Origin of the sequence: Bacillus sp. ISL-41, from assembly GCF_018613235.1 — a bacterium.
In the GTDB taxonomy this organism is placed as follows: domain Bacteria; phylum Bacillota; class Bacilli; order Bacillales; family Cytobacillaceae; genus Mesobacillus.
In genome coordinates this window covers 15,919-37,455 of the sequence record NZ_JAGGQP010000030.1, presented here as the reverse complement: position 1 = coordinate 37,455, position 21,537 = coordinate 15,919, and the positions used below count along the sequence as shown (strand labels likewise).

14 protein-coding genes, 1 other RNA gene and 1 other annotated feature are annotated in these 21,537 nt (G+C 45.2%); of the genes, 2 read left to right on the top strand and 13 right to left on the bottom strand.

Going from position 1 to position 21,537, the window contains the following annotated elements; genetic code table 11:
- Positions 1-4 precede the first annotated feature (4 nt).
- The 5 genes from recD2 to cymR form a co-directional block, all read right to left on the bottom strand.
- Entirely contained in the window at positions 5-2,461 is a 2,457-nt protein-coding gene (recD2, locus tag J7I80_RS15635; protein WP_214739268.1) for an SF1B family DNA helicase RecD2, read from the bottom strand.
- Positions 2,462-2,609: 148 nt separating this feature from the next.
- A complete protein-coding gene (locus J7I80_RS15630; RefSeq protein WP_214739267.1) occupies positions 2,610-3,269 on the bottom strand; it encodes a tetratricopeptide repeat protein in 660 nt (219 codons plus the stop codon).
- Positions 3,270-3,436: 167 nt separating this feature from the next.
- Positions 3,437-4,552, bottom strand: a complete 1,116-nt coding sequence (gene mnmA, locus J7I80_RS15625; RefSeq protein ID WP_214739266.1) for a tRNA 2-thiouridine(34) synthase MnmA — start codon at positions 4,550-4,552, stop codon at positions 3,437-3,439.
- A gap of 61 nt (positions 4,553-4,613) precedes the next feature.
- Complete coding sequence (locus J7I80_RS15620) at positions 4,614-5,768, bottom strand: cysteine desulfurase family protein (RefSeq protein ID WP_214739265.1); 1,155 nt, start codon at positions 5,766-5,768, stop codon at positions 4,614-4,616.
- 362 nt (positions 5,769-6,130) lie between these two features.
- On the bottom strand, positions 6,131-6,553 hold the full coding sequence (cymR, locus tag J7I80_RS15615; RefSeq protein WP_041967745.1) for a cysteine metabolism transcriptional regulator CymR: 423 nt from the start codon (positions 6,551-6,553) through the stop codon (positions 6,131-6,133).
- Between the two features lie 215 nt (positions 6,554-6,768).
- Between cymR and J7I80_RS15610 the strand changes: the two genes are divergently transcribed.
- Complete coding sequence (locus J7I80_RS15610) at positions 6,769-8,043, top strand: replication-associated recombination protein A (RefSeq protein ID WP_214739264.1); 1,275 nt, start codon at positions 6,769-6,771, stop codon at positions 8,041-8,043.
- 31 nt (positions 8,044-8,074) lie between these two features.
- On the opposite strand, the gene J7I80_RS15605 is transcribed toward J7I80_RS15610, so the two are convergent.
- The 4 genes from J7I80_RS15605 to hisS form a co-directional block, all read right to left on the bottom strand.
- Complete coding sequence (locus J7I80_RS15605) at positions 8,075-8,836, bottom strand: tRNA threonylcarbamoyladenosine dehydratase (RefSeq protein WP_214739263.1); 762 nt, start codon at positions 8,834-8,836, stop codon at positions 8,075-8,077.
- 558 nt (positions 8,837-9,394) lie between these two features.
- A non-coding RNA gene (gene ssrS, locus J7I80_RS15600) (6S RNA) lies at positions 9,395-9,582 on the bottom strand.
- 62 nt (positions 9,583-9,644) lie between these two features.
- A complete protein-coding gene (gene aspS, locus J7I80_RS15595) occupies positions 9,645-11,420 on the bottom strand; it encodes an aspartate--tRNA ligase (RefSeq protein ID WP_214739262.1) in 1,776 nt (591 codons plus the stop codon).
- A gap of 13 nt (positions 11,421-11,433) precedes the next feature.
- On the bottom strand, positions 11,434-12,711 hold the full coding sequence (hisS, locus tag J7I80_RS15590) for a histidine--tRNA ligase (RefSeq protein ID WP_353050117.1): 1,278 nt from the start codon (positions 12,709-12,711) through the stop codon (positions 11,434-11,436).
- Positions 12,712-12,893: 182 nt separating this feature from the next.
- Positions 12,894-13,131 (bottom strand) — a binding site (T-box leader).
- 428 nt (positions 13,132-13,559) lie between these two features.
- Between hisS and J7I80_RS15585 the strand changes: the two genes are divergently transcribed.
- Entirely contained in the window at positions 13,560-15,329 is a 1,770-nt protein-coding gene (locus J7I80_RS15585; RefSeq protein WP_214739260.1) for an N-acetylmuramoyl-L-alanine amidase family protein, read from the top strand.
- A gap of 157 nt (positions 15,330-15,486) precedes the next feature.
- Here the strand turns inward: J7I80_RS15585 and dtd are convergent, their stop codons facing one another.
- The 4 genes from dtd to recJ form a co-directional block, all read right to left on the bottom strand.
- Positions 15,487-15,927, bottom strand: coding sequence for a D-aminoacyl-tRNA deacylase (dtd, locus tag J7I80_RS15580; protein WP_214739259.1), 441 nt, complete (start codon positions 15,925-15,927; stop codon positions 15,487-15,489).
- Positions 15,928-15,985: 58 nt separating this feature from the next.
- Positions 15,986-18,178: a RelA/SpoT family protein gene (locus J7I80_RS15575; protein WP_214739258.1), complete on the bottom strand. Its 2,193-nt coding sequence runs from the start codon at positions 18,176-18,178 to the stop codon at positions 15,986-15,988.
- 480 nt (positions 18,179-18,658) lie between these two features.
- Complete coding sequence (locus J7I80_RS15570; RefSeq protein ID WP_214739257.1) at positions 18,659-19,171, bottom strand: adenine phosphoribosyltransferase; 513 nt, start codon at positions 19,169-19,171, stop codon at positions 18,659-18,661.
- Positions 19,162-21,528, bottom strand: coding sequence for a single-stranded-DNA-specific exonuclease RecJ (gene recJ / locus J7I80_RS15565; protein WP_214739256.1), 2,367 nt, complete (start codon positions 21,526-21,528; stop codon positions 19,162-19,164). The genes J7I80_RS15570 and recJ overlap by 10 nt, the downstream gene beginning before the upstream one ends.
- Positions 21,529-21,537: the final 9 nt, after the last annotated feature.

The window sequence follows — 21,537 nt, the reverse complement described above, 5'->3', positions numbered from 1 at the left end:
ATTCTTAAGCCTCATTTTCCTCCATGAAATCATAAGGAGTCAGGTTTCCCATTCCAATCATCGGATCAGCTTTTTTGATGATGTCGATATAATCCACTTCATCATCTTTACCGGTAAGTTGTTCACTTTGAATTACCGACCGCTGCTTGCTTTGTTCCTTTGCCGCTTCACCATTCAATTCAGGCAGCATTTGTACAAGCTTCTCAACGAGTGTAGTATTCCTTGCTGTATCACTACCGCGTTCAATCCCCATTTTCAATGCTTCTTCTTCACCAACAAGAATAAGGAATTGCTTACTTCTGGTGATCGCTGTATAAATCAAATTCCGGCGCAGCATCCTGTAGTAGCTTTTTACCACTGGAAGGACAACAATCGGAAATTCACTTCCCTGGGACTTATGCACTGAACAGCAATAAGCATGTGTGATTTGCGACAGGTCCGGCCTGTTGTAAGTGACTTCGATGCCGTCAAAGGAAACAATCAGCTGATCTTGTTTTTCCGTGTTTTCCTTTGCGTAAAAAATCGCGACTACCTCACCCATATCCCCATTGAATACATTGGCTTCCGGCTGATTAACTAGCTGGAGGACTTTATCGCCGATACGGTATTTCACATCGCCAAACGCCAGCTCTTTCCTGGTGCCATCCGCATTCGCATTGAATAACTCCTGCAGCAGCTCGTTCAAACGGTCGATACCGGCAGGACCTCTGTACATCGGTGCCAGCACCTGGATGTTCCTAGGCGAATACCCTTTCTTTTTGGCATTTGCGACTACCTTTTCAACTACCTGTGGTATCTGGCTGGTCGTACATTTTATAAACGATCGGTCTGGCTGTTGTGCGGAAATATCGTCTGGCATATAGCCATTCTTAATCTGGTGGGCTAGTTCAATGATCGAAGAACCTTCAGCCTGCCTGTAGATATCCGTCAGCCTGACGGTCGGGACCCTTCCTGAATCCAACAAATCCTTCAGTACCTGGCCGGGACCTACTGATGGGAGCTGGTCTTCATCTCCCACTACGATGACCTGTATATTGTCAGGGAGCGACTTGAACAATTGATGAGCCAGCCATATATCAACCATCGAGGTTTCATCGATGATCAAAATCTTCCCTTCAAGTGGCTGGTCTTCGTTATGGTCAAAGCCTTCTGCCCCATTCCAGCGCAGCAGCCTGTGGATGGTCACGGCAGGCAGGCCGGTTGATTCCGTCATCCTCTTAGCCGCACGACCGGTCGGAGCCGCAAGCAAGAACGGATATGGCTCTTCTTTTTTATAATCCTTCGGGTCCAGGGAACAGCCATGCAGCTCTGCATATAGCTCAACAATTCCCTTGATGACTGTTGTTTTCCCGGTGCCGGGTCCGCCTGTCAGGATCATCATTGGTGACATGAGCGCAGTCTGGATCGCTTCCTTCTGACTTGGCCCGTACTGGACACCCAGGCGCTCCTCTAGATTACCGAGAGCCAGCAAAAACTCTGACTCAGGAAATTGATTTTCATATTCATCCTGGTCGAGAATCCTTTTTATGTTCATAACCAGGCCTTTTTCGGAGTAATAAAGGGACGGCAGATAGATCCTCTGTTCTTCGGGAACCAGTTTTCCTTCTTCACCGAGCTTGATGATTTCGTTGGAGATATCAGTGAATTCAATCTCGATATTCTGATTGTCTTCAAGGAGCTTTTTTACCTCGACAAGCAAATTCTCCGCATCCATGAAAACATGCCCGCCCTGGATGCTTGAACTCTCGAGAGTAAAGAGACAGGCCGCCTTGATCCGGTCAGGATGATTACCTGTCAGACCAAGCTGGCTTCCCAGTTCATCCGCCCTTCCGAATCCAATGCCTTCGATATCCTCCACCAGCTTATAAGGGTTTTTCTGGATGATGTCGATCGCTGATTCTTTGTAGACCTGATATATTTTCATCGACAACTGAGGGCCAAAGCCATATTCGTTCAATGCGACCATGACTTGTTCAAGGCCTTGATGCTCCATCAATGTGTCATATAGTTCCTTCGCTTTTTCAGGAGCAAGCTTTGGAATCTGGTCAAGTACTGAAGGGGTCTCAATGATTCGCGTTATCGCCTTTTCACCAAGTGTATCAACGATTTTCTCAGCCGTTTTTTTTCCGATTCCTTTAAAGAGATCACTTGATAGGTAACTGATGATCCCCTGCTTCGACTGTGGCAAATCCTTGCGGAAATGTGTGGCATGGAATTGGGCGCCGAATTTAGGATGCTCTTTTACCTCACCAAAGAAAATATAAGTCTCCTGCTCATGAATCCGGGGGAAATAGCCTGTTATGACTGCTTCCTTATCCTCGTACTGCTCATTCGTTTCCTCAACCCTGATCCTCAGGACTGTGTAAAGATTTTGTTCATTATGAAAAATAGTGACAAGATGCTTTCCTTTCATGAACTTACCCTGTTCTGAAAACAAATCAAGCGAGTCCTGTTTGTCCAAAGCACTTCCCCCTTCCGTCCAATGACTTTTAATTGATGACTGTTTTCGCATTGAATCTTGCTTCAGCCGGATGCTGTAAGACATAAAAATCATAAAGGATCAACAGCAAATGTTTCTCAAAGCAATAAAATTTACGAAAACAGGCTAATTAATGGAGATCCTGACCCTCAATCAATTTTTTGCCGTGTCCTGCAAGCAAGTGATCTGGCTGGACTTCCAATGCACGATTGAACATTGCGAGTGCCTTGTCGCCATCTTCTTTGTACCCATAAGCTACCCCAAGATTATAAAGTGCGTCCGCATGCTCCGGGTCTAGTTGGATTGCCTGTTCAAGCGCAATAATCGCTTCATCGATAAAAGCTTCCCTGGCCAGGCATAGGCCATATTGGAAATGGGCTTCAGCATCATATTCGAGTAGCTCCGTGCTGCGCTGTAAATATGGCAGAGCCAGCTTGCTGCTGCCCAACTGCGCGAGACTCATACCCAGCATAAAAAAATTGTCTCCATTGTCCAGCCCTTTTTTCATAGCCAGCTCAAACATCTTTCTGGCTTCATCGAAATCCTGGTTATCGTAATAAACACTGCCCTTGCTGTAGTATGCTGCTGTAGCATATTCATCAAGGCCGATCGCCTTATCGTAAAAATTCATCGCTCTTTCCGTATCGCCTACCGCGGTAAGAACATTTCCAAAGTTTATGTATGCAACGGGATCCTCAGGATGGTCGTCGATCGCTTCAGCAAATGCCTTGGCAGCCTCTTCCCATTTGCCTTCTCTCATAAAATCAATACCAATCTGGTTTTTATCCATAATTAACACTCCATTCTCCATGAAAGTATACCATATTAAGGGGTATTTTAGGCTCTCTTCTAGTACTGCTGAACTTTACTCTTGGTTTGTAAAAGCGAAAGTTTTCAAAAAGAGCCAAATCCAAAACAATCCCCGGCGAAGCTGGCCCGCCGGGGATTTGATCAGGATTAGCCGACATATGTCAGTTTGCTTCCGTTCTTGAAAATCTCGTCAATCGTTCCACCGCCAAGACATTCATCACCATCATAGAAAACGACGGCTTGTCCTGGTGTCACGGCACGGATTGGTTCTTTGAACAGGACTTTTGCGGTTCCATCGTCCTGGAGTTCGACCGTAACAGCATTATCTGGCTGGCGGTAACGGAATTTTGCTGTACATTCGAAAGTCTTAGGCTTTTCCCTGTCAGATACAAAGCCGACATTAACCGCCGTGATGCTGTCTGAATACAGCAGTTCGTTGTGGAAACCTTGTTCAACAAGCAAGACATTGCGTTCAAGATCTTTGCCGACAACAAACCAGGGTTCACCTGAACCGCCAATGCCAAGACCCTGGCGCTGGCCGATTGTGTAATACATCAGACCGTCATGTTTTCCTTTTACCACACCGTCCATTGTCTCCATATTGCCTGGCTGGGCCGGCAGGTAATTCCCAAGGAACTCCTTGAAATTCCTTTCACCTATGAAGCAGATGCCTGTACTGTCTTTTTTGGTTGCCGTGGCAAGGTCTGCCTCCCTGGCAAGCTCCCTGACCCGGGATTTTTCCAGATTCCCGATCGGAAACAATACTTTTTCAATCTGGCTTTGACTCAATTGGTTCAAGAAATAGGTCTGATCTTTATTCTCGTCCAGTCCGCGAAGCATTTTTCGCTCCCCATCCCGGTCCTCCACTCGTGCATAATGGCCTGTCGCCAAATAGTCAGCTCCAAGGTTCATCGCATGCTCAAGGAATGCTTTGAATTTGATTTCCTTATTGCACATGACATCTGGATTTGGCGTCCTGCCTGCTTTATATTCATCTAGGAAATAAGTGAAAACCTTATCCCAATATTGTTTTTCAAAATTGACCGCATAATATGGAATGCCAATCTGGTTGCAGACTCGGATCACATCCTCGTAATCCTCGGTCGCCGTACAGACTCCGTTTTCGTCGGTGTCATCCCAGTTCTTCATGAAGATGCCGATCACATCATATCCCTGCTCTTTTAATATGAGCGCAGCAACTGATGAGTCAACACCACCGGACATCCCTACCACCACTCTTGTATCCTTAGGTGATTTTTCCATTATGCTTCACCTCTTTTCTCTTCCTTTAAAACTTATTCTTCCCTTAAACCTGGCTATTTTTCTAAAACAAGCTATTTTTCGCAAGCCGGCTGACAATTTTCGCAGTATCCTCAGCTGCTTTTTCAATCTGTTCCTTCGTATTGTGCAGCCCAAAGCTAAAACGGATGGAATTGGTCAGCTTATCATCTTCTTTTCCGAACATCGCCACCAGCACATGCGAAGGATCGATTGATCCAGCCGTGCATGCTGAACCGCTTGAAGCAGCAATGCCAGATAGGTCAAGGTTGACCAGCATCGCTTCGACATTCGTGCCCGGAAAGCTTAAGTTTAAAATATGAGGAAGTGATTTATCAAGCAATCCGTTCAGCTGGAAAGAGATTCCGCTGCTTTTAAGTTGTTCGATAAACAAATTCCTTAAATCATTATAGAAGCTTCGCTTTGTTTCAAGCTCCGTTTGGGATAGCTGAACAGCTTTGCGGAACCCGGCAATCGCCGCGACATTCTCGGTTCCGGCACGGCGTTTCCGTTCTTGTTCACCACCGAATATCTGCCTGGACAGCTTGATTCCATCCCGGATATAAAGAAAACCAATCCCCTTAGGACCATTGATTTTATGGGCTGAAACAGAAAGCATATCAACCTTCAGTTCTTCGACATCCAATTTTTCAATGCCATAAGCCTGGACAGCATCTGTATGGAAAACAGCTTGATGCTCAGCTAGCATTTCACCAATCTCTTTGATCGGCTGGATGGTGCCAATCTCATTGTTTCCGTACATGATTGTCACAAGGATCGTATCATCACGTAATGCCTCATCCAATTTTCCCAAAGAAACCAGGCCATTTTCATCGACCGGGAGATAAGTGACCTCAAATCCACGCTTCTCCAATTCCTCACAGCTGTGCAGGACAGCATGATGTTCAATCTGTGTCGTGATGATATGTTGACCTATAGAGCGATTGCTTTCCGCATAACCGATGATGGCCAGGTTATCTGCTTCAGTGCCGCCGCTCGTAAAAATAATATTATTTCCCTTCGTCCCGATGCTTTTCGCTAGTTCATCGCGGGTATCGTCGAGGATCTTCCTTGCCTCACGACCGAAATGATGGATGCTAGAAGGGTTGCCGAATTCTGCTTCCATTACCTTGACCATTTCGGTCAGTACGTCCGGATGCATTGGTGTAGTGGCTGCATGGTCCAAATAGATTCTTTCCAAAGTCTTACCCTCTCTTCAGAAGTTTTTTTTGAATTGACTCTGTAAAATTCGGCTGTTGATTTCCGTTCCAGGCGCTTCGCTTTCCGCGGGAAGTCGGGGAGCCTCCTCGGCGCTTTAAGCGCCTGCGGGGTCTCCCCATGACTTTCTCATCCCGCAGGACATTGATTGTGCATCCTCGAACCTGCCCACGCACGATGAAAATGCGTTAGCATTTTCGGAGGAGTCTTCGCGCCTTACACTACAATCAACAGGTTATAAAAACCTCGATGGGATATAACAGAGCCACTAACTTTCATAAACTATGCTGCTTAATCATCCGAAAATTTCTGAACCAGAACAAGCAGCATTCTATACTACAGGCTTTATATATAAAACATATAAGCGTCGGACTCGCCAAAGTTGTCGGAATGATTGGCGAGATCTTCGATTGTTGTATTGTCAAGTACGTCCTTCACGGCATCCCTGATTCTTGTCCAGAGCTCGCGCTTGGCAGGTTCCTCATCCTCGATACCCTCGACGATGCTGATCGGGCCCTCGAGTACACGGATAATGTCTCCAGCCGAGATGGTTGATGGTTCTGAACTGAGAATATACCCTCCATATGCTCCTCTGATGCTTTTCACCAGGCCGGCATTTCTGAGCGGAGCAACCAATTGCTCCAGGTAATGCTCTGATAAATCATTCGTTTGCGCAATGGACTTTAGTGATATCGGACCTTCACCATATTTTTTGGCCAGCTCGATCATGATCGTCAATCCGTAGCGTCCTTTCGTCGATATTTTCATATTGCACCTCTATTCCAATTTTCTTAAAAAGTTAGCTATTATTTTCAGATATATTCATAATGCCCCATATGGCATTCTCTCACTATAAATAGTACCAAAATCCTCAGTCAATAGGTAGGCTTTTGCAATTATAGCACAAATTGCGTGTCCCATGCGCAAGTCCCCCGTTCGTGTTATTGTATATATACGAAATATGCGTTATTGGAGCGATGAGCATGAATCTTAAACCTCTTGCTTTCAGGATGCGGCCGAGGACGATCGAGGAAGTGATCGGCCAGTCACATCTAGTAGCTGAAGGAAAAATCATAAACCGGATGGTCAAGGCTCGGCAATTATCATCGATGATCCTTTACGGCCCGCCTGGCATTGGAAAAACATCGATTGCCAGCGCCATTGCGGGAAGCACGAATTTCGCGTTCAGGACACTGAATGCTGTTACGAATAATAAAAAGGATATGGAAGTAGTCGCCGCTGAGGCAAAAATGTCCGGAAAGGTGATTCTGCTTCTAGATGAGGTTCACCGTCTCGACAAGGCGAAACAAGACTTCCTGCTCCCTTATCTTGAAAACGGAATGATTGTCTTAATTGGAGCGACGACAAGCAATCCTTACCACGCAATCAATCCTGCAATCCGGTCAAGATGCCAGATTTTCGAACTGAAGCCGCTTGAACCAGATGATATTAAAACCGCATTGCGCCGGGCTATTGCCGATGAAGAAAGAGGCCTTGGAGACTTGAAGATCGAGATTACCGATGAGGCGCTTACCCATTTTGCGACAGCTTCAGGCGGTGATGTCAGAAGCTCATTGAATGCTCTTGAACTCGCAGTACTGTCCACTGAACCAGATGGAGCCGGGGTCATCCATATAGATGAAGCCGCTGCAGAAGAATGCATGCAGAAAAAAAGTCTCTCGCATGATAAAGACGGTGATGCTCATTACGATGTACTGTCAGGTTTCCAAAAATCCATCCGGGGCAGCGACGTGAATGCCGCCCTCCACTATCTTGGCAGATTGATAGAAGCAGGCGACCTTGTCAGCATTAACCGCAGGCTCCTTGTCATTGCCTATGAAGATATTGGACTGGCTAGCCCGCAGGCAGGACAAAGGACTCTGGCAGCCATCGAAGCAGCGGAAAGGGTTGGCTTTCCGGAAGCAAGGATCCCACTGGCCAATGCAGTTATAGAATTATGTCTGTCACCGAAGTCCAATTCTGCTTATGTTGCTCTTGATTTGGCACTGGCTGACATCCGTTCCGGAATCAGCGGGGAAGTTCCCGACCACTTAAAGGATGCCCATTATAAAGGGGCAAAAGACCTGGGAAGAGGCGTTGATTATCTATATCCGCATGATTATGAAGGCGGGTGGGTCAAACAGCAGTATCTCCCGGACAGGATCAAGAACAAGGTCTATTACAAGCCCAAGAAAACCGGTAAATTCGAACAGGCCATTGCTGCAATCTATGAAAAGATTACAGGGCAAAAAAAATAACGGAAGGGCCGACTTCGGCTCTTCCGCTTTTTTAGCTATTCACACGTTCAATTTCAATATCCTTTAACAGCTCCCTGACAACATGACTTGCCATGATGAGCCCTGCTACTGACGGAACAAAGGCATTGGAAGATGGCGGCATCTTCGCTTTCCGGATTTCCGCATTATCATTGCCGACCTCTTTTCGGACATCTTCCCGGATCACGATCGGGCTTTCATCTGAAAATACGACCGGTATCCCCTTTTTGACTCCTTCTTTGCGCAAACGGGTACGAATGACTTTAGCAAGCGGGTCAGTGTGTGTTTTGAAAATATCAGCAATCTGGAAACGTGTCGGATCCATTTTGTTAGCTGCTCCCATGCTCGAGATCATTGGGATGTCACGCTTGATTGCTTCTTTGATCAAATGGATTTTGTAAGAGATTGTATCCGATGCATCAACAATAAAATCCAGATCATAGCCAAAAATTTCTTCATATGTTTCTTCTGTATAGAACATTTTCAACGCAATGACTTCGCATTCAGGATTTATATCCATGATTCTGTCACGCATCACTTCTACCTTCTGCTTGCCGACAGTGGAAAGAAGAGCAATAAGCTGTCGGTTGACATTCGTGATATCCACATCATCCTTGTCAATCAAGATCAACTTGCCAACTCCCGACCTCGCCAGGGCTTCTGCCGCAAACGAACCAACTCCGCCTATTCCCAAAACAGCGACGGTACTGTTCTTCATTATATCAAGGCCTTCCTTGCCAATGGCCAATTCATTACGAGAAAATTGATGAAGCATCCATACTCACTCCAAATTTAAGATTAATGTTACTATCTATACCCGCTTTTGAATATAACATACCCTTCATTAATTTCAAGTATTTTTATAGGAATTAAAGTATATATTAGCGCTGACTGTGCCGATATACTGAATGAACGCCTAGTATAAGAGTTTTTTCGGATAACAGAAGCGGGAAATTCTGAAATGTGGCCGTTAGAAGGCTCTATCGGAAAAACTGAAGGAGTAAATCCTTAAAAGTGTCCGTTAGAAGAGCTCTATCGGACAAACTGAAGGAGAAAATCACCAAAAGTGTCCGTTAGAAGAGCTCTATCGGACAAACTGAAGGAGAAAATCACCAAAAGTGTCCGTTAGAAGGCTCTATCGGAAAAACTGAAGGAGAAAATCACCAAAAGTGTCCGTTAGAAGAGCTCTATCGGACAATAAGAAGACCAAGATTACAAAAGCTGTCCTTTAACATTTAGTCTCGTATATGCCCGAATATCCCTTTATAAGAATGATCTTTAAGGCATCAAAAAAACCATGCATTTCCGCATGGTTTTTGGTTACGTATGTAGGAAGAGTCCCAATCGTGCCGTCGTGTTGGTTGCCTTCGTCTTGAACCCGCTCTCAGCAGGTGGGTGCCCTGTTCCGGATTTCTGTAAGTCCTCTAGCCAGAGGCATTTACGCGGCCCGGAAACGCGAACTCCCGAAGGATAGATGTTAGGTCAAAACTTCAGGTTAAACAACGAACACATCAGGACTCTTCATCTGTTGTTATTATATTACCACAGGCCTGAATGAACTTCAAGGATATGACTAATGGATATTACTGGTCTTTTTTAACATTTAATGACAAGTGAAGTTCGTCCAGCTGAGATCCGCTTACCTCGCCAGGAGCGTCTGTCAGCAGGTCGCTTGCGCTTGCTGTTTTCGGGAAAGCAATCGTATCGCGCAGGTTTGATCTGCCAGCAAGGAGCATTACCATTCTGTCCAAGCCAAGCGCTATTCCGCCATGTGGAGGCGTTCCATATTCGAATGCCTCAAGAAGGAATCCAAACTGCTCGACTGCCTGTTCCTTTGTGAAGCCCAGAACGGAGAACATTTTTTCCTGGACATCTCTTTCAAAAATCCTTAGTGATCCGCCCCCAAGTTCATAGCCGTTCAGGACAAGGTCATACGCTTGTGCCTTGACACTTGCCGGATCGCTCTCGAGTAAAGCCAGGTCTTCGCGCGCTGGCATCGTGAATGGATGGTGAGCGGCGAAATAGCGATCTGCTTCCTCGTCGAACTCCAATAGCGGCCAGTCTGTAATCCAAAGGAAATTGAATTTGCTCTGGTCAATCAACCCAAGCTCTTTTCCAAGCTTTAAGCGTAAAGCACCAAGCGCATCTGCTACAACAGACTTCTTATCGGCAACGAACAAAAGGAGGTCTCCAGCTGAAACTTCCAGCTTGTCCTTAAGTGCCGCTTGTTCTTCTTCCCCAAAGAACTTGGAGATTGGCCCTTTAAGTCCATCTTCTTCTGCTTTCAGCCAGGCAAGGCCTTTGGCACCGTACACAGAAACAAACTCTGTCAAAGCATCAATATCTTTGCGGGAGTAGTTAGCTGCAGCACCTTTTACATTGATGGCCTTTACCTGCCCGTCGTTTGCGACTGCAGAAGCAAATACCTTGAAGCCAGAGTCCTTAACCGTTTCCGATAGATCGACAAGCTCCATCCCAAAACGAGTATCCGGCTTGTCAGATCCAAAGCGGCTCATTGCTTCTTCATAGCTCATACGCGGGAATTGCGCAGGAACATCTATGCCTTTTACATCCTTCATGACCTTTTGCATCATTTGTTCAGTAAGGCCCATGATTTCTTCCTGGCTCATGAAGCTTGTTTCAATATCGATTTGCGTGAATTCGGGCTGGCGGTCAGCTCGCAAATCCTCATCACGGAAGCAGCGGGCAATCTGGTAATAACGCTCAAAGCCGCCAACCATCATCAACTGCTTAAAAATTTGTGGTGATTGAGGAAGAGCATAGAACTCACCTGGATGGACACGGCTTGGTACTAGATAGTCACGCGCTCCCTCAGGTGTACTTTTCGTTAAAATCGGCGTCTCTACATCAAGGAAGCCTTCTCCATCAAGGAAGTCACGAATCGCTTTTGTAACCTGGTGCCTCATCTTGAATGTTTCGAACATGACCGGACGACGGAGATCAAGATAACGGTATTTCAAGCGCACATCTTCTGATACATCCGTTTTATCAGCAATCACGAAAGGAGTTGTTTTCGCTTCATTTATGATTGTAAGCTCTTCAGCCTGGACTTCAATTCTGCCAGTCTTTAAATTTTCATTGATGCTTCCTTCACTGCGGGCGATAACCGTCCCTTTCACATCAAGAACGTATTCCGTACGAACTTTTTCAGCAAGCGCCAGCGCCTCTGGGGACACATCAGGATTGAAGACAATCTGTACAAGTCCTGTCCTGTCACGCAAGTCGATGAAAATCAGCCCGCCTAGATCCCGGCGCTTCTGCACCCAGCCTTTCAGCGTTACCTTTTCACCGATTGCTTCTTCTGTTACTTCACCGCAAAAATATGATCTCCCAAACATCGAAACTCCCCCTCTACTTACAAATATCCTTGAATTTTTCAACAAAGCTCTCAAGCGGCAGTTGAATTTGCTCCCCATCCGCCATTGATTTCAGGTTAATCTTCTTCTCTTTTAATTCGTCTTCTCCCAGCACTGCTACATATCTAGCATTCATCCTGTCAGCAGCCTTGAACTGGGCTTTGATTTTGCGGTCTTGATAATCTCTTTCCGCAGAGAAACCTGCCATTCTCAAGTTGTGGAGCAAGCCGACAGTATAATCCTTTGCTTCGTCCCCCAATGAAACGAGGTAGCAATCAATTTCTTCTTTTACAGGAAGCTCAATCCCTTCCGCCTCCAGTGCTGCAAGCAATCTTTCAACGCTTAACGCAAAACCAATACCCGGTGTTTCCGGTCCGCCGATTTCTTCGACAAGGCCATTGTATCTGCCGCCGCCGCAAAGAGTCGTAATTGCCCCAAACCCTTCAGCATCACTCATGATTTCAAATGCTGTGTGGTTATAGTAGTCCAGTCCGCGTACTAGATTGGCGTCAACCTCGAATTCAATCCCGAGATCAGTCAAATACTTCGTCACTTTACTAAAATATTGAGCAGAGTCATCAGTCAGGTAATCAATGATCGATGGTGCCGACTTCATCAGTTCATGGTCCCGGTCGGCTTTGCAGTCCAGAATGCGCATTGGATTCTTTTCAAGGCGGTTCTGACAATCGCTGCAGAATTCCCCGATTCTAGGCTGGAAATGGCTCACTAAAGCATCCCTGTGAGCTTTTCTGCTTTCCTTATCACCGAGACTGTTCACGACAAGCTTGAGCTTTTTCAATCCAAGTTCCTGATAAAGGGACATGGCAAGGGAGATCACCTCAGCGTCAATCGCCGGGTCTGCACTGCCCATTGCCTCGACACCGAACTGGACAAACTGGCGGAAACGTCCAGCCTGCGGGCGTTCGTAGCGGAACATCGGTCCCATGTAGTAAAGCTTCACTGGCTGATTAGGACTTCCGAACATTTTATTCTCGACAAAAGAGCGAACAGCCGCTGCCGTACCTTCAGGACGGAGCGTCAGGCTGCGGTCACCTCTGTCAGTGAACGTGTACATTTCTTTTTGGACGATATCTGTTGTATCACCAACGCTTCGCTTGAAAAGGTCTGTATGCTCAAAAATCGGAGTCCTTAATTCCCGATATTGATATCTTTCACAAAGTTCTCTCGCCTTCGCTTCTATAAGCTGCCATTTCTCTGTCTGGCCTGGCAAAATGTCCTGTGTACCGCGTGGGATATTGATTTGATTAGCCACAGTGCATCCTCCTCCATTCATTTCAAATCATTACTTTATAGGCGTTTTCACCTTTTCGTTACTTTTAACGGGTTCGGGAATTTTTCGAATAAAAAACCCTTACTGAAAGCAACATTCCAATGCAAAACCGGCCTTATGTAAAAAAAAGAATACAAAAAAGCCCCCAATCCCTTGCTATAATAACAAGGGACGAGAGCTTTGAATTCCCGTGGTGCCACCCTAATTGAAGCGCTTGAATGCACTTCCTCTTTAACAGTTAACGCCTGATTACGTCTCCTCCTAATGATGGGGCAGCCCATGTTCAGAGAAAATCCTACGGAGTGTTCATTCACCAGGTCATCGTGCAGAAATGCTTTCAGCCAGGGCATTCCCTCTCTTTTCACTTGTTTCTTGGCTACTATGCTCCATCAACGGTATGTTTTCTATATAACATTTTATTTATATTATAATACGGAGTCCAAATGGCCTTGTCAAGCACAATTCAAGAACGTTCAATCTGTTTTTTCAGTTTTCGGACATCACGGAGAGAAAGCCCAAATTCCGAAGCTAATTCTACCGTGTTGGAGCTTTGTTCCTTTTGGATAAAATCGTGAAAATCCACTCCAAATAATTGATTCTCCCCGAATGATGCAGAATTTCCTTTGTCACTGAACCGCATGGTATCACCTTCCAATGTTTATTGCTAACTATTCTGCCCACCTCTGAGAAAACTTTTCATGATTTTAAGATATTCTTCAACACTTGAATTTTTTTCGTTCTTTACCGATATAAGAGAAAAGTCCTCGTGATTTTACCGGAAAAATCCGGTAATATATTTTTTAGAGAGAGTAAGAGAGGGAGGGAGAGCATTGCCCAGAAATAAAGTGGTTCCGATCATCCTTTGCTTGATGCTCATTTTCGGGAGCCTTCCAGCTTTAGATTCGGCTCGGGCGGATAATGGAAGTGTCTCGATTACTGCCACAAGCTTGAATGTAAGGTCGGGACCGGGACTAAGTTACCCGGTAACAGGAACAGTCAAAAAGGGAGAAAAGTTTTCAATCGTAAAGGAAGAAGGCGATTGGATACAAATCAGCATTGACGGCAGTAAAAACGTATGGGTCGCTGAATGGTTTACTGCTAAGGAATCTCCCAAGACAGCAGTTTCACCAGCTGTATCGGCAAATTCCAGTGGCACAGGCAGCATCACCGTCAATGGGTTAAGAGTAAGAAAAGGACCAGGCACCAACCACCAGGTCATTGGATCTTTTAACAGTGGACAAGCTGTCGAAATTCTTGGATACAATGGAAATTGGGCGGAAGTGCGCACTAGTAACATAAGCGGCTGGGTCTCAAAGGAATACATATCGGTAAAAGAAAGCAAGGCTTCAGAAGCACCGACAGCAAGCACTAAAACAAGCGGGACGGTCACAGCTACTTCCTTGAATGTTAGAGAAAAGCCTTCATTGAACTCTAGCAAAGTGGGGCAATTAAGTTATGGAGCTGCAGTGACTGTTCATTCACAGTCCAATGGCTGGGCCGAAATTACATACGAAGGGAAAAATGCCTGGATAAGCGCTGAGTATGTGAAAATCGGAGGAAAACCAACGGCTGACAGCAGCAAGCCCTCAACCCCTGCTGATCAGTTCACAGGCACAGTAACTGCCTCACAGCTCAATATCCGGGATAAGAATTCACTGGATGGCAGCGTCATAGGTTCTGTATCAAAGGGACAAAGCTTCAGGATTCTCGATGAACAAAACAATTGGGTCCAGATTGAATACCAGCCTGGCAAAACAGGCTGGGCAGCCGGCTGGTTTTTCGAAAAAAAGAAAAATGGACCAGCAGCAGCACCCAGCCAGTCAGTTCAAAACAGCAGCGTCTCTATGCTTCACAACGGGACAAATATACGTAAAGGACCAAGCACAGGCACACCAGTCATTTACCGTGCCAATCAGGGTGACAGCTTTGAAGTTATAAGCGTCGAGAAAGATTGGTATAAGATTGCGCTGCCCAATGGGACTAGCGGGTTTGTTGCCGGCTGGATTGTTTCGGTAAAGGGTACTGCGCCGCAAATAGAAAGACCGGGAGCGGAAAAGCACACCAAAAACAAAACAATCGTCATTGATCCTGGGCACGGAGGCAGGGATAATGGGACAACAGGTGTAAGAGGAACCCTGGAGAAGACGCTTACCCTGAAAACAGCCCAGCTTTTATATGACAAACTAAGAGCTGCCGGCACAAACGTCATCCTGACCAGGAACAATGATCAATATATTTCACTAGGTTCAAGAGTCAGCAGCTCCCATTACCATAATGCCGACGCGTTTATCAGTATCCATTACGACAGCATTAACGATCGGACCGTCAGAGGCATGACGACTTACTATTACAATTCAAAGCAAAAGCCTTTGGGTGAACAAATCCACTCTTCGGCCATAAGCAAAACGATGTTGAAGGATCGGGGCACTCGGTTTGGCGACTATCACGTCATCAGGGAAAACAAGCAAACAGCCGTCCTCCTGGAATTAGGCTATTTGAGCAACCCTGCCGAAGAGATGCTAGTCAATACACCTCAATATCAGGAAGCAGTAGCAAACGGGATATTTGAAGGACTTGCACGCTATTTTAAGAATAATTAAGCAGACCGACTGAAGACATCCAAACTGTCTTCAGTTTTTTTGTGTTGTAAAAGTGCCTTTATGACTTCGAATCCTTTTCCATAAGAGAATCTATAGGCATGACAAGTCCCCTATATACTAAAAAAAGGAATCCCGCTATTGGGATTCCTTCTTTGAATTATTTGCTGTCAATGATTAATGTAACCGGACCGTCATTTGTCAATTGAACGTCCATCATGGCGCCGAACACACCAGTTTCAACCTTGATTCCCTTTTCGGAAAGGAAACGGTTGAATGCTTCATAGACAGCTTCTGCGTGGTCTGGCTTTGCTGCGTCCATGAAGTTTGGACGGCGTCCCTTGCGGCAATCACCATACAGGGTAAACTGTGAAACGGAAAGAATCTCTCCTCCTACATCGAGGAGGGACAAGTTCATCTTTCCTGCATCATCTTCGAATACCCGTAAATTCGCAGATTTCTCGGCAAGAAAGGCTGCATCTTTTTCTGTATCCTCATGTGTAACTCCGACAAGAATCACAAATCCCTTATTAATGGAGCCTGTTACTTCCCCATCAACCGTCACTTTTGCTTCTTTGCTTCTCTGTATCACTAAACGCATCGGTAATCTCCTTACACATCGGTTTCACCATTTGTTGCTGCATGACTACTAAGTATGCTTAACTCATTACCCTTCTAACCGCATAGATATCAGGGATTTGCTTAATCCTGTCGACGACTCTCTGCAGATGGCTGACATTATGGATGGCGATGGACATATTGATGGTTGCCATTTTATTTTTGTCAGATTTTCCGGAAACGGCTGTAATGTTCGTCTTTGTTTCATTTACCGCCTGCAGGACTTCGTTCAGCAAGCCCCTTCGGTCATAGCCGCTGATCTCGATATCCACATTATATTCTTTGCGGTCATTCAAGCCGGTCTCCCATTCTACCGGAATCAATCTTGCCTGCGCATCCTCAGTGTGGATGTTTGTGCAGTCAGAACGGTGAACAGATACACCCCTGCCTTTTGTGATAAAACCTACAATATCATCCCCAGGTACAGGGTTACAGCAGCGGGATAGCCTGATCAGCAAATTATCGATACCCGACACTCGGACTCCAGACTCTCGCTTTTTAGCAGGTGAAAATGATTTAAGCTCGGAAACAGCATTCGAAATATCCTTTTCCTGTTCCAGGTCACGCTGCTTGCGGAGCTTTTCTGTCAGCCTGTTCGCTACCTGGAGAGCTGTTATTCCGTTGTACCCGATTGAAGCAAACAAATCTTCATCATTGGTAAAATTATATTTCTCAGAAACCTTTTTCAGGTTTTCGGTTGTCAAAATCTCTTTAACATCAAAATCCATATTGCGGATTTCTTTTTCCAGAAGCTCACGGCCCTTTTCAACATTTTCATCCTTCTGCTGCTTCTTGAAGAATTGGCGAATCTTGTTTTTAGCCTGGGAGGTCTGTGCAAGCTTTAACCAATCTTTGCTCGGTCCATAAGAATGTTTTGAAGTAAGGATTTCGATGATATCCCCAGTTTTCAATTGATAATCCAGAGTCACCATCTTGCCATTGACCTTGGCACCGATTGTCTTATTGCCGATTTCAGAGTGAATTCGATAGGCAAAATCGATTGGCACTGAACCAGCTGGCAACTCGATGACATCGCCTTTCGGTGTGAAAATAAACACCATATCCGAGAAAAGATCAATTTTTAGAGACTCCATGAACTCTTCTGCATTTGCAGTATCATTCTGGAATTCAAGAATTTCACGGAACCATGATAGCTTTGTTTCAAAATTGGATCCGTCAGTTGGTTTGCCCTCTTTATATGCCCAGTGGGCCGCAACCCCGAATTCCGCGATCCTGTGCATTTCATCTGTCCTGATCTGGACTTCCAGCGGATCACCTTTAGGGCCGATCACTGTAGTGTGCAGGGACTGATACATATTAGGCTTTGGCATCGCGATGTAGTCTTTGAATCTGCCTGGCATCGGTTTCCAGCATGTATGGATGATTCCCAGGATTGCATAGCAGTCCTTGATGCTGTTGACGACAATACGGACAGCCAGCAAATCGTAGATTTCATTGAACTGCTTGTTTTGCAGTACCATTTTCCGATAGATGCTATATATGTGCTTTGGCCTTCCTGAAATTTCAGCCTTGATTGAAACCTCATTCAGCCTTTCCTTTACTTCATCGATGACTTCATCAAGATATTGCTCGCGTTCTGCCCGTTTCTTTTTCATCAGGTTGACGATACGGTAATATTGCTGGGGATTAAGATAGCGTAAAGCAGTATCTTCAAGTTCCCATTTGATTTTTGAAATACCGAGCCTGTGAGCCAACGGCGCAAAAATCTCCAGCGTTTCATTCGAAATCCTCCGCTGTTTTTCACTCGGCAAATGCTTCAAAGTCCTCATGTTATGAAGGCGGTCAGCAAGCTTGATCAAGATGACACGAATATCCTGTGCCATTGCAACAAACATCTTCCGGTGGTTCTCTGCCTGTTGCTCTTCATGCGACTTATACTTGATTTTACCAAGCTTCGTGACTCCATCAACAAGCATGGCCACTTCGTCATTGAACGCCTTTCTTATATCATCAAGAGTCACGTCCGTATCCTCGACGACATCATGAAGAAAACCAGCTGCGACCGTCGCCGGATCCATCTCCAGGTCAGCGAGAATCCCCGCTACTTGGATTGGGTGGATGATGTACGGTTCCCCGGATTTCCTGAATTGATCATGATGAGCCTGTCTGGCGAACTCATATGCCTCTTTTACCATTTCAACATGTTCATCATTCAAATATGATTTTGTACAGTCAATGACTTGTTCTGCGGTCATTACCTGGTCATTCGCCATAGGATCACCTAATTTAATTTCTTTATATTAACCCGCATTTTCTCTCCAGCGGGAACCAAGGAAAAGTGGACATCAAAAAAATTAAACCTTTATATACAATAATTATTCTTATAAAGGATTGTTACTATTATCAAAGAAAAAATCGAAGATGTAAAGAGAAAGGAAGAGATTTTACAGCAGAAATTAAAAAAATTGTCGAAAGATATTTAATTTCATTCAATTATAGGTTTATTTTAGCAAACCTGCCTGCGATTGGATGTGTTTCTTCTTATAAAGAGCTGTTTTTGTAAAGCTTGTTGTTAAAATCCTAAAACCGATTTTAACGTAATAGATGGCCATTTTGCAGGTCGGTATAAAGTTTGTAAAAGAGTTAACCTTTCGAAAGAAAGTCATTCAACCTATTTTTTAGTCAATAGCAACAAGGCTCGAGAAAAGAGCCTTATAAAAAAAGGGCACTTCGCAATGAAGCACCCTGTCCGTTTAATATTGCATCAAGGTTAAAACATCATAGCCATCCAGCTTTTGACGGCCATCGAGATAAGTAAGTTCAATCAGGAAGGCGATTCCTGCCACAACTCCACCTAGTTCTTCAACTAGCTTGATCGTTGCTTCAATCGTTCCGCCAGTTGCCAGCAGGTCATCGGTGATCAGGACTCTTTGTCCTGGCTTGATCGCATCTTTATGGATCGTCAAGACGTCACTGCCATATTCAAGACCGTAATTGACCTTGATTGTCTCGCGCGGAAGCTTCCCTTCTTTTCTTACAGGAGCAAAACCTACTCCATGTGCGTAAGCAACCGGGCAGCCGATAATGAAGCCGCGAGCTTCAGGTCCGACAACAAGATCTATTTGTTTTTCACGGGCATAGGCCACGATTTGGTCTGTTGCATATCTATAAGCATCGCCATTGTCCATTAAGGTTGTGATGTCCTTAAATTTAATGCCGGGCTTTGGCCAATCGGGAACGATTGTTACAAATTGTTTCAAATCCATTGAATAATTGCCTCCTCATTTTTCACCGACTCTTGAATGAATTGGTCAAACCAGTTCTTCAATTGCTCATACGATGAGTAGAGCAATTCATTTTCAAGAGTGAATGCTTGCACCTTGTGCTGATATGTTTTGGATTCAGTCAGATCCCTTTTGGGGACATTTTCTTCTAGTGAAATAAACCCATTGTTTATTTTAACAAAATCCAGTTCAAAAAACACCTTCGACATGAAATCTATTGTTTCTTTTGTCCACCCTCGATGCTTGGCCAAATCGTCGCCATACCGTTTAAGATCAAATGGCCCTTTCTTGGCGAGGAATGCGTAAAACCATTTGAAATGCTCCCTCGTTGGCATCGTCGTGAAGAAATCGCTGCTTTCTTTATAAAAATGGACATAGACCCTTCCCGGATTTTTTTCGGAAAATAACTTCTCCAGGATTTCTTTGGATGGCGGCAGGTCCAATAGAACAACATACGAATGATCGAGATTCAGCTGTTCAGCTTGTTCATCGGTGGTTACCAGTTCCAATGAGTCTCCGATAATAGGAGAAAACTTATTTTTCAAATCAGCGTTAAAGAGAACCCATTTAATATGATCCCCTGGAATCATTTCAGGAAGCTTTTCCAGTCTTTTAAGACCGCGGAAATCGAATAGCTGCCAGGACTTGACCGCGACATCCCTGAGAAAAATTTGCGGCTTCCTGATATTGTTCCATTCGTTAATGGACAGTTCACCGATGACTGACAGCTTCGAGCTCGGCGAGATATGGTCATGGAGATGGCCAAACCCGAATCCAATTCCATCAATAACCTTACCTTCCTCTTCCAGTGCCAGCTTAAGATGGGACTGATCTGCCCCAATCTTTCTGAGGGTTGATATATTAGCTCCATCAATCAGGACCTTGGGTTTTGGGTTGCTGACTCCATATGGAGATAGGAGCCCTAGTTCGTTTATGGTCTCAATCGTAATCTCTTTAACATCTATTCTCGCATCGATGTGGGAGACAGGAATTAAGTCTTCTTCTTTCAGCTGCTCTTTTGCCAGTGCATTCAATCTTGACCTTAATTCATCCATATTATTAAGATTCAACGTCATGCCCGCAGCCATCGGATGCCCGCCAAAATGCGGAAGAATTTCTCTGCAGGTTGATAGATTTTTGAAAAGATCGAAACCAGCGATACTACGTGCCGACCCTTTCGCAAGCCCCTTTTCTTTGTCAAAACTAAGAACGATTGTTGGCCGGTAATATTTTTCTACAAGCTTGGATGCTACGATGCCGATGACCCCTGCGTTCCAGCCTTCCTTACCAACAACAAGGACTGAATTTTCATGGATTGGATAATTCATTTCCACTTCAGAAACAGCTTCTTCGGCAATTTGTGAAACGATGTTTTGCCGCTCTTTATTGATAGAATCTATTTCTTCCGCAAGCATCATCGCTTCTTCCGGATCATCTGTCATCATTAATTGCACAGCTGGATCTGCACTGCCAAGTCTCCCTGCTGCATTGACCCTCGGTCCAATCATAAAACCTATTGTTTCTTCATCAATGGACGATCTGTCCGTTTTCGCGAGTTTAAGCAGCGCATTCAAGCCAGGCGTCTGGCTCGACTTCAACTTCTCGATTCCCCTCAGGGCAATCAGCCTGTTCTCTCCCATCAGGGGGACAAGGTCGGCAATGGTTCCGATAGCCGCGAACTCTAGCAAATGCTCTGGGACTCTCCCCAGCAGGGCATGGGCAACCTTAAAAGCGACACCCACACCAGCTAAATCCTTGAAAGGGTATACACTGTCGTCCAGCTTTGGATGGATGATCGCAAATGCATCTGGCAGGACCGGTCCAGGTTCATGGTGGTCTGTAATGATCAGGTCAATACCCACCTCTTTGGCAACATCTGCCTCATGGAGAGCAGAAATACCCGTATCGACAGTGATGATCAAGCCTACTCCGCTGTCTGCGACACTCCGGAATGCTTTTTCATTAGGACCATATCCTTCTGTAAAACGGTTCGGTATGTAATAGTCGGCGTTCGCCCCAAGTTCAGCCAGGGCTTTCATCATGACCGTCGTACTGCTCACACCGTCTGCATCATAGTCACCAAACACCAGAATGGGCTCTTGCGTTTCTATTGCTTTATTGATCCGCTCAACTGCCTTATCCATGTCCTTCAGCAAGTAGGGGTCGTGAAATTCGCTTTTTTGCCCAAACAAAAAATACCGGGCATCTTCCACGGTATCCAGTCCGCGATTGACTAGCAGTGAAGCAGTCAGATGATTGATGTTCAATTCCTTGGCGAGTGAATCTATTACTGTCTGGTCGGATTTTTTTACAATCCACCTTGATTTTGGCTTTAACATACGTTCACC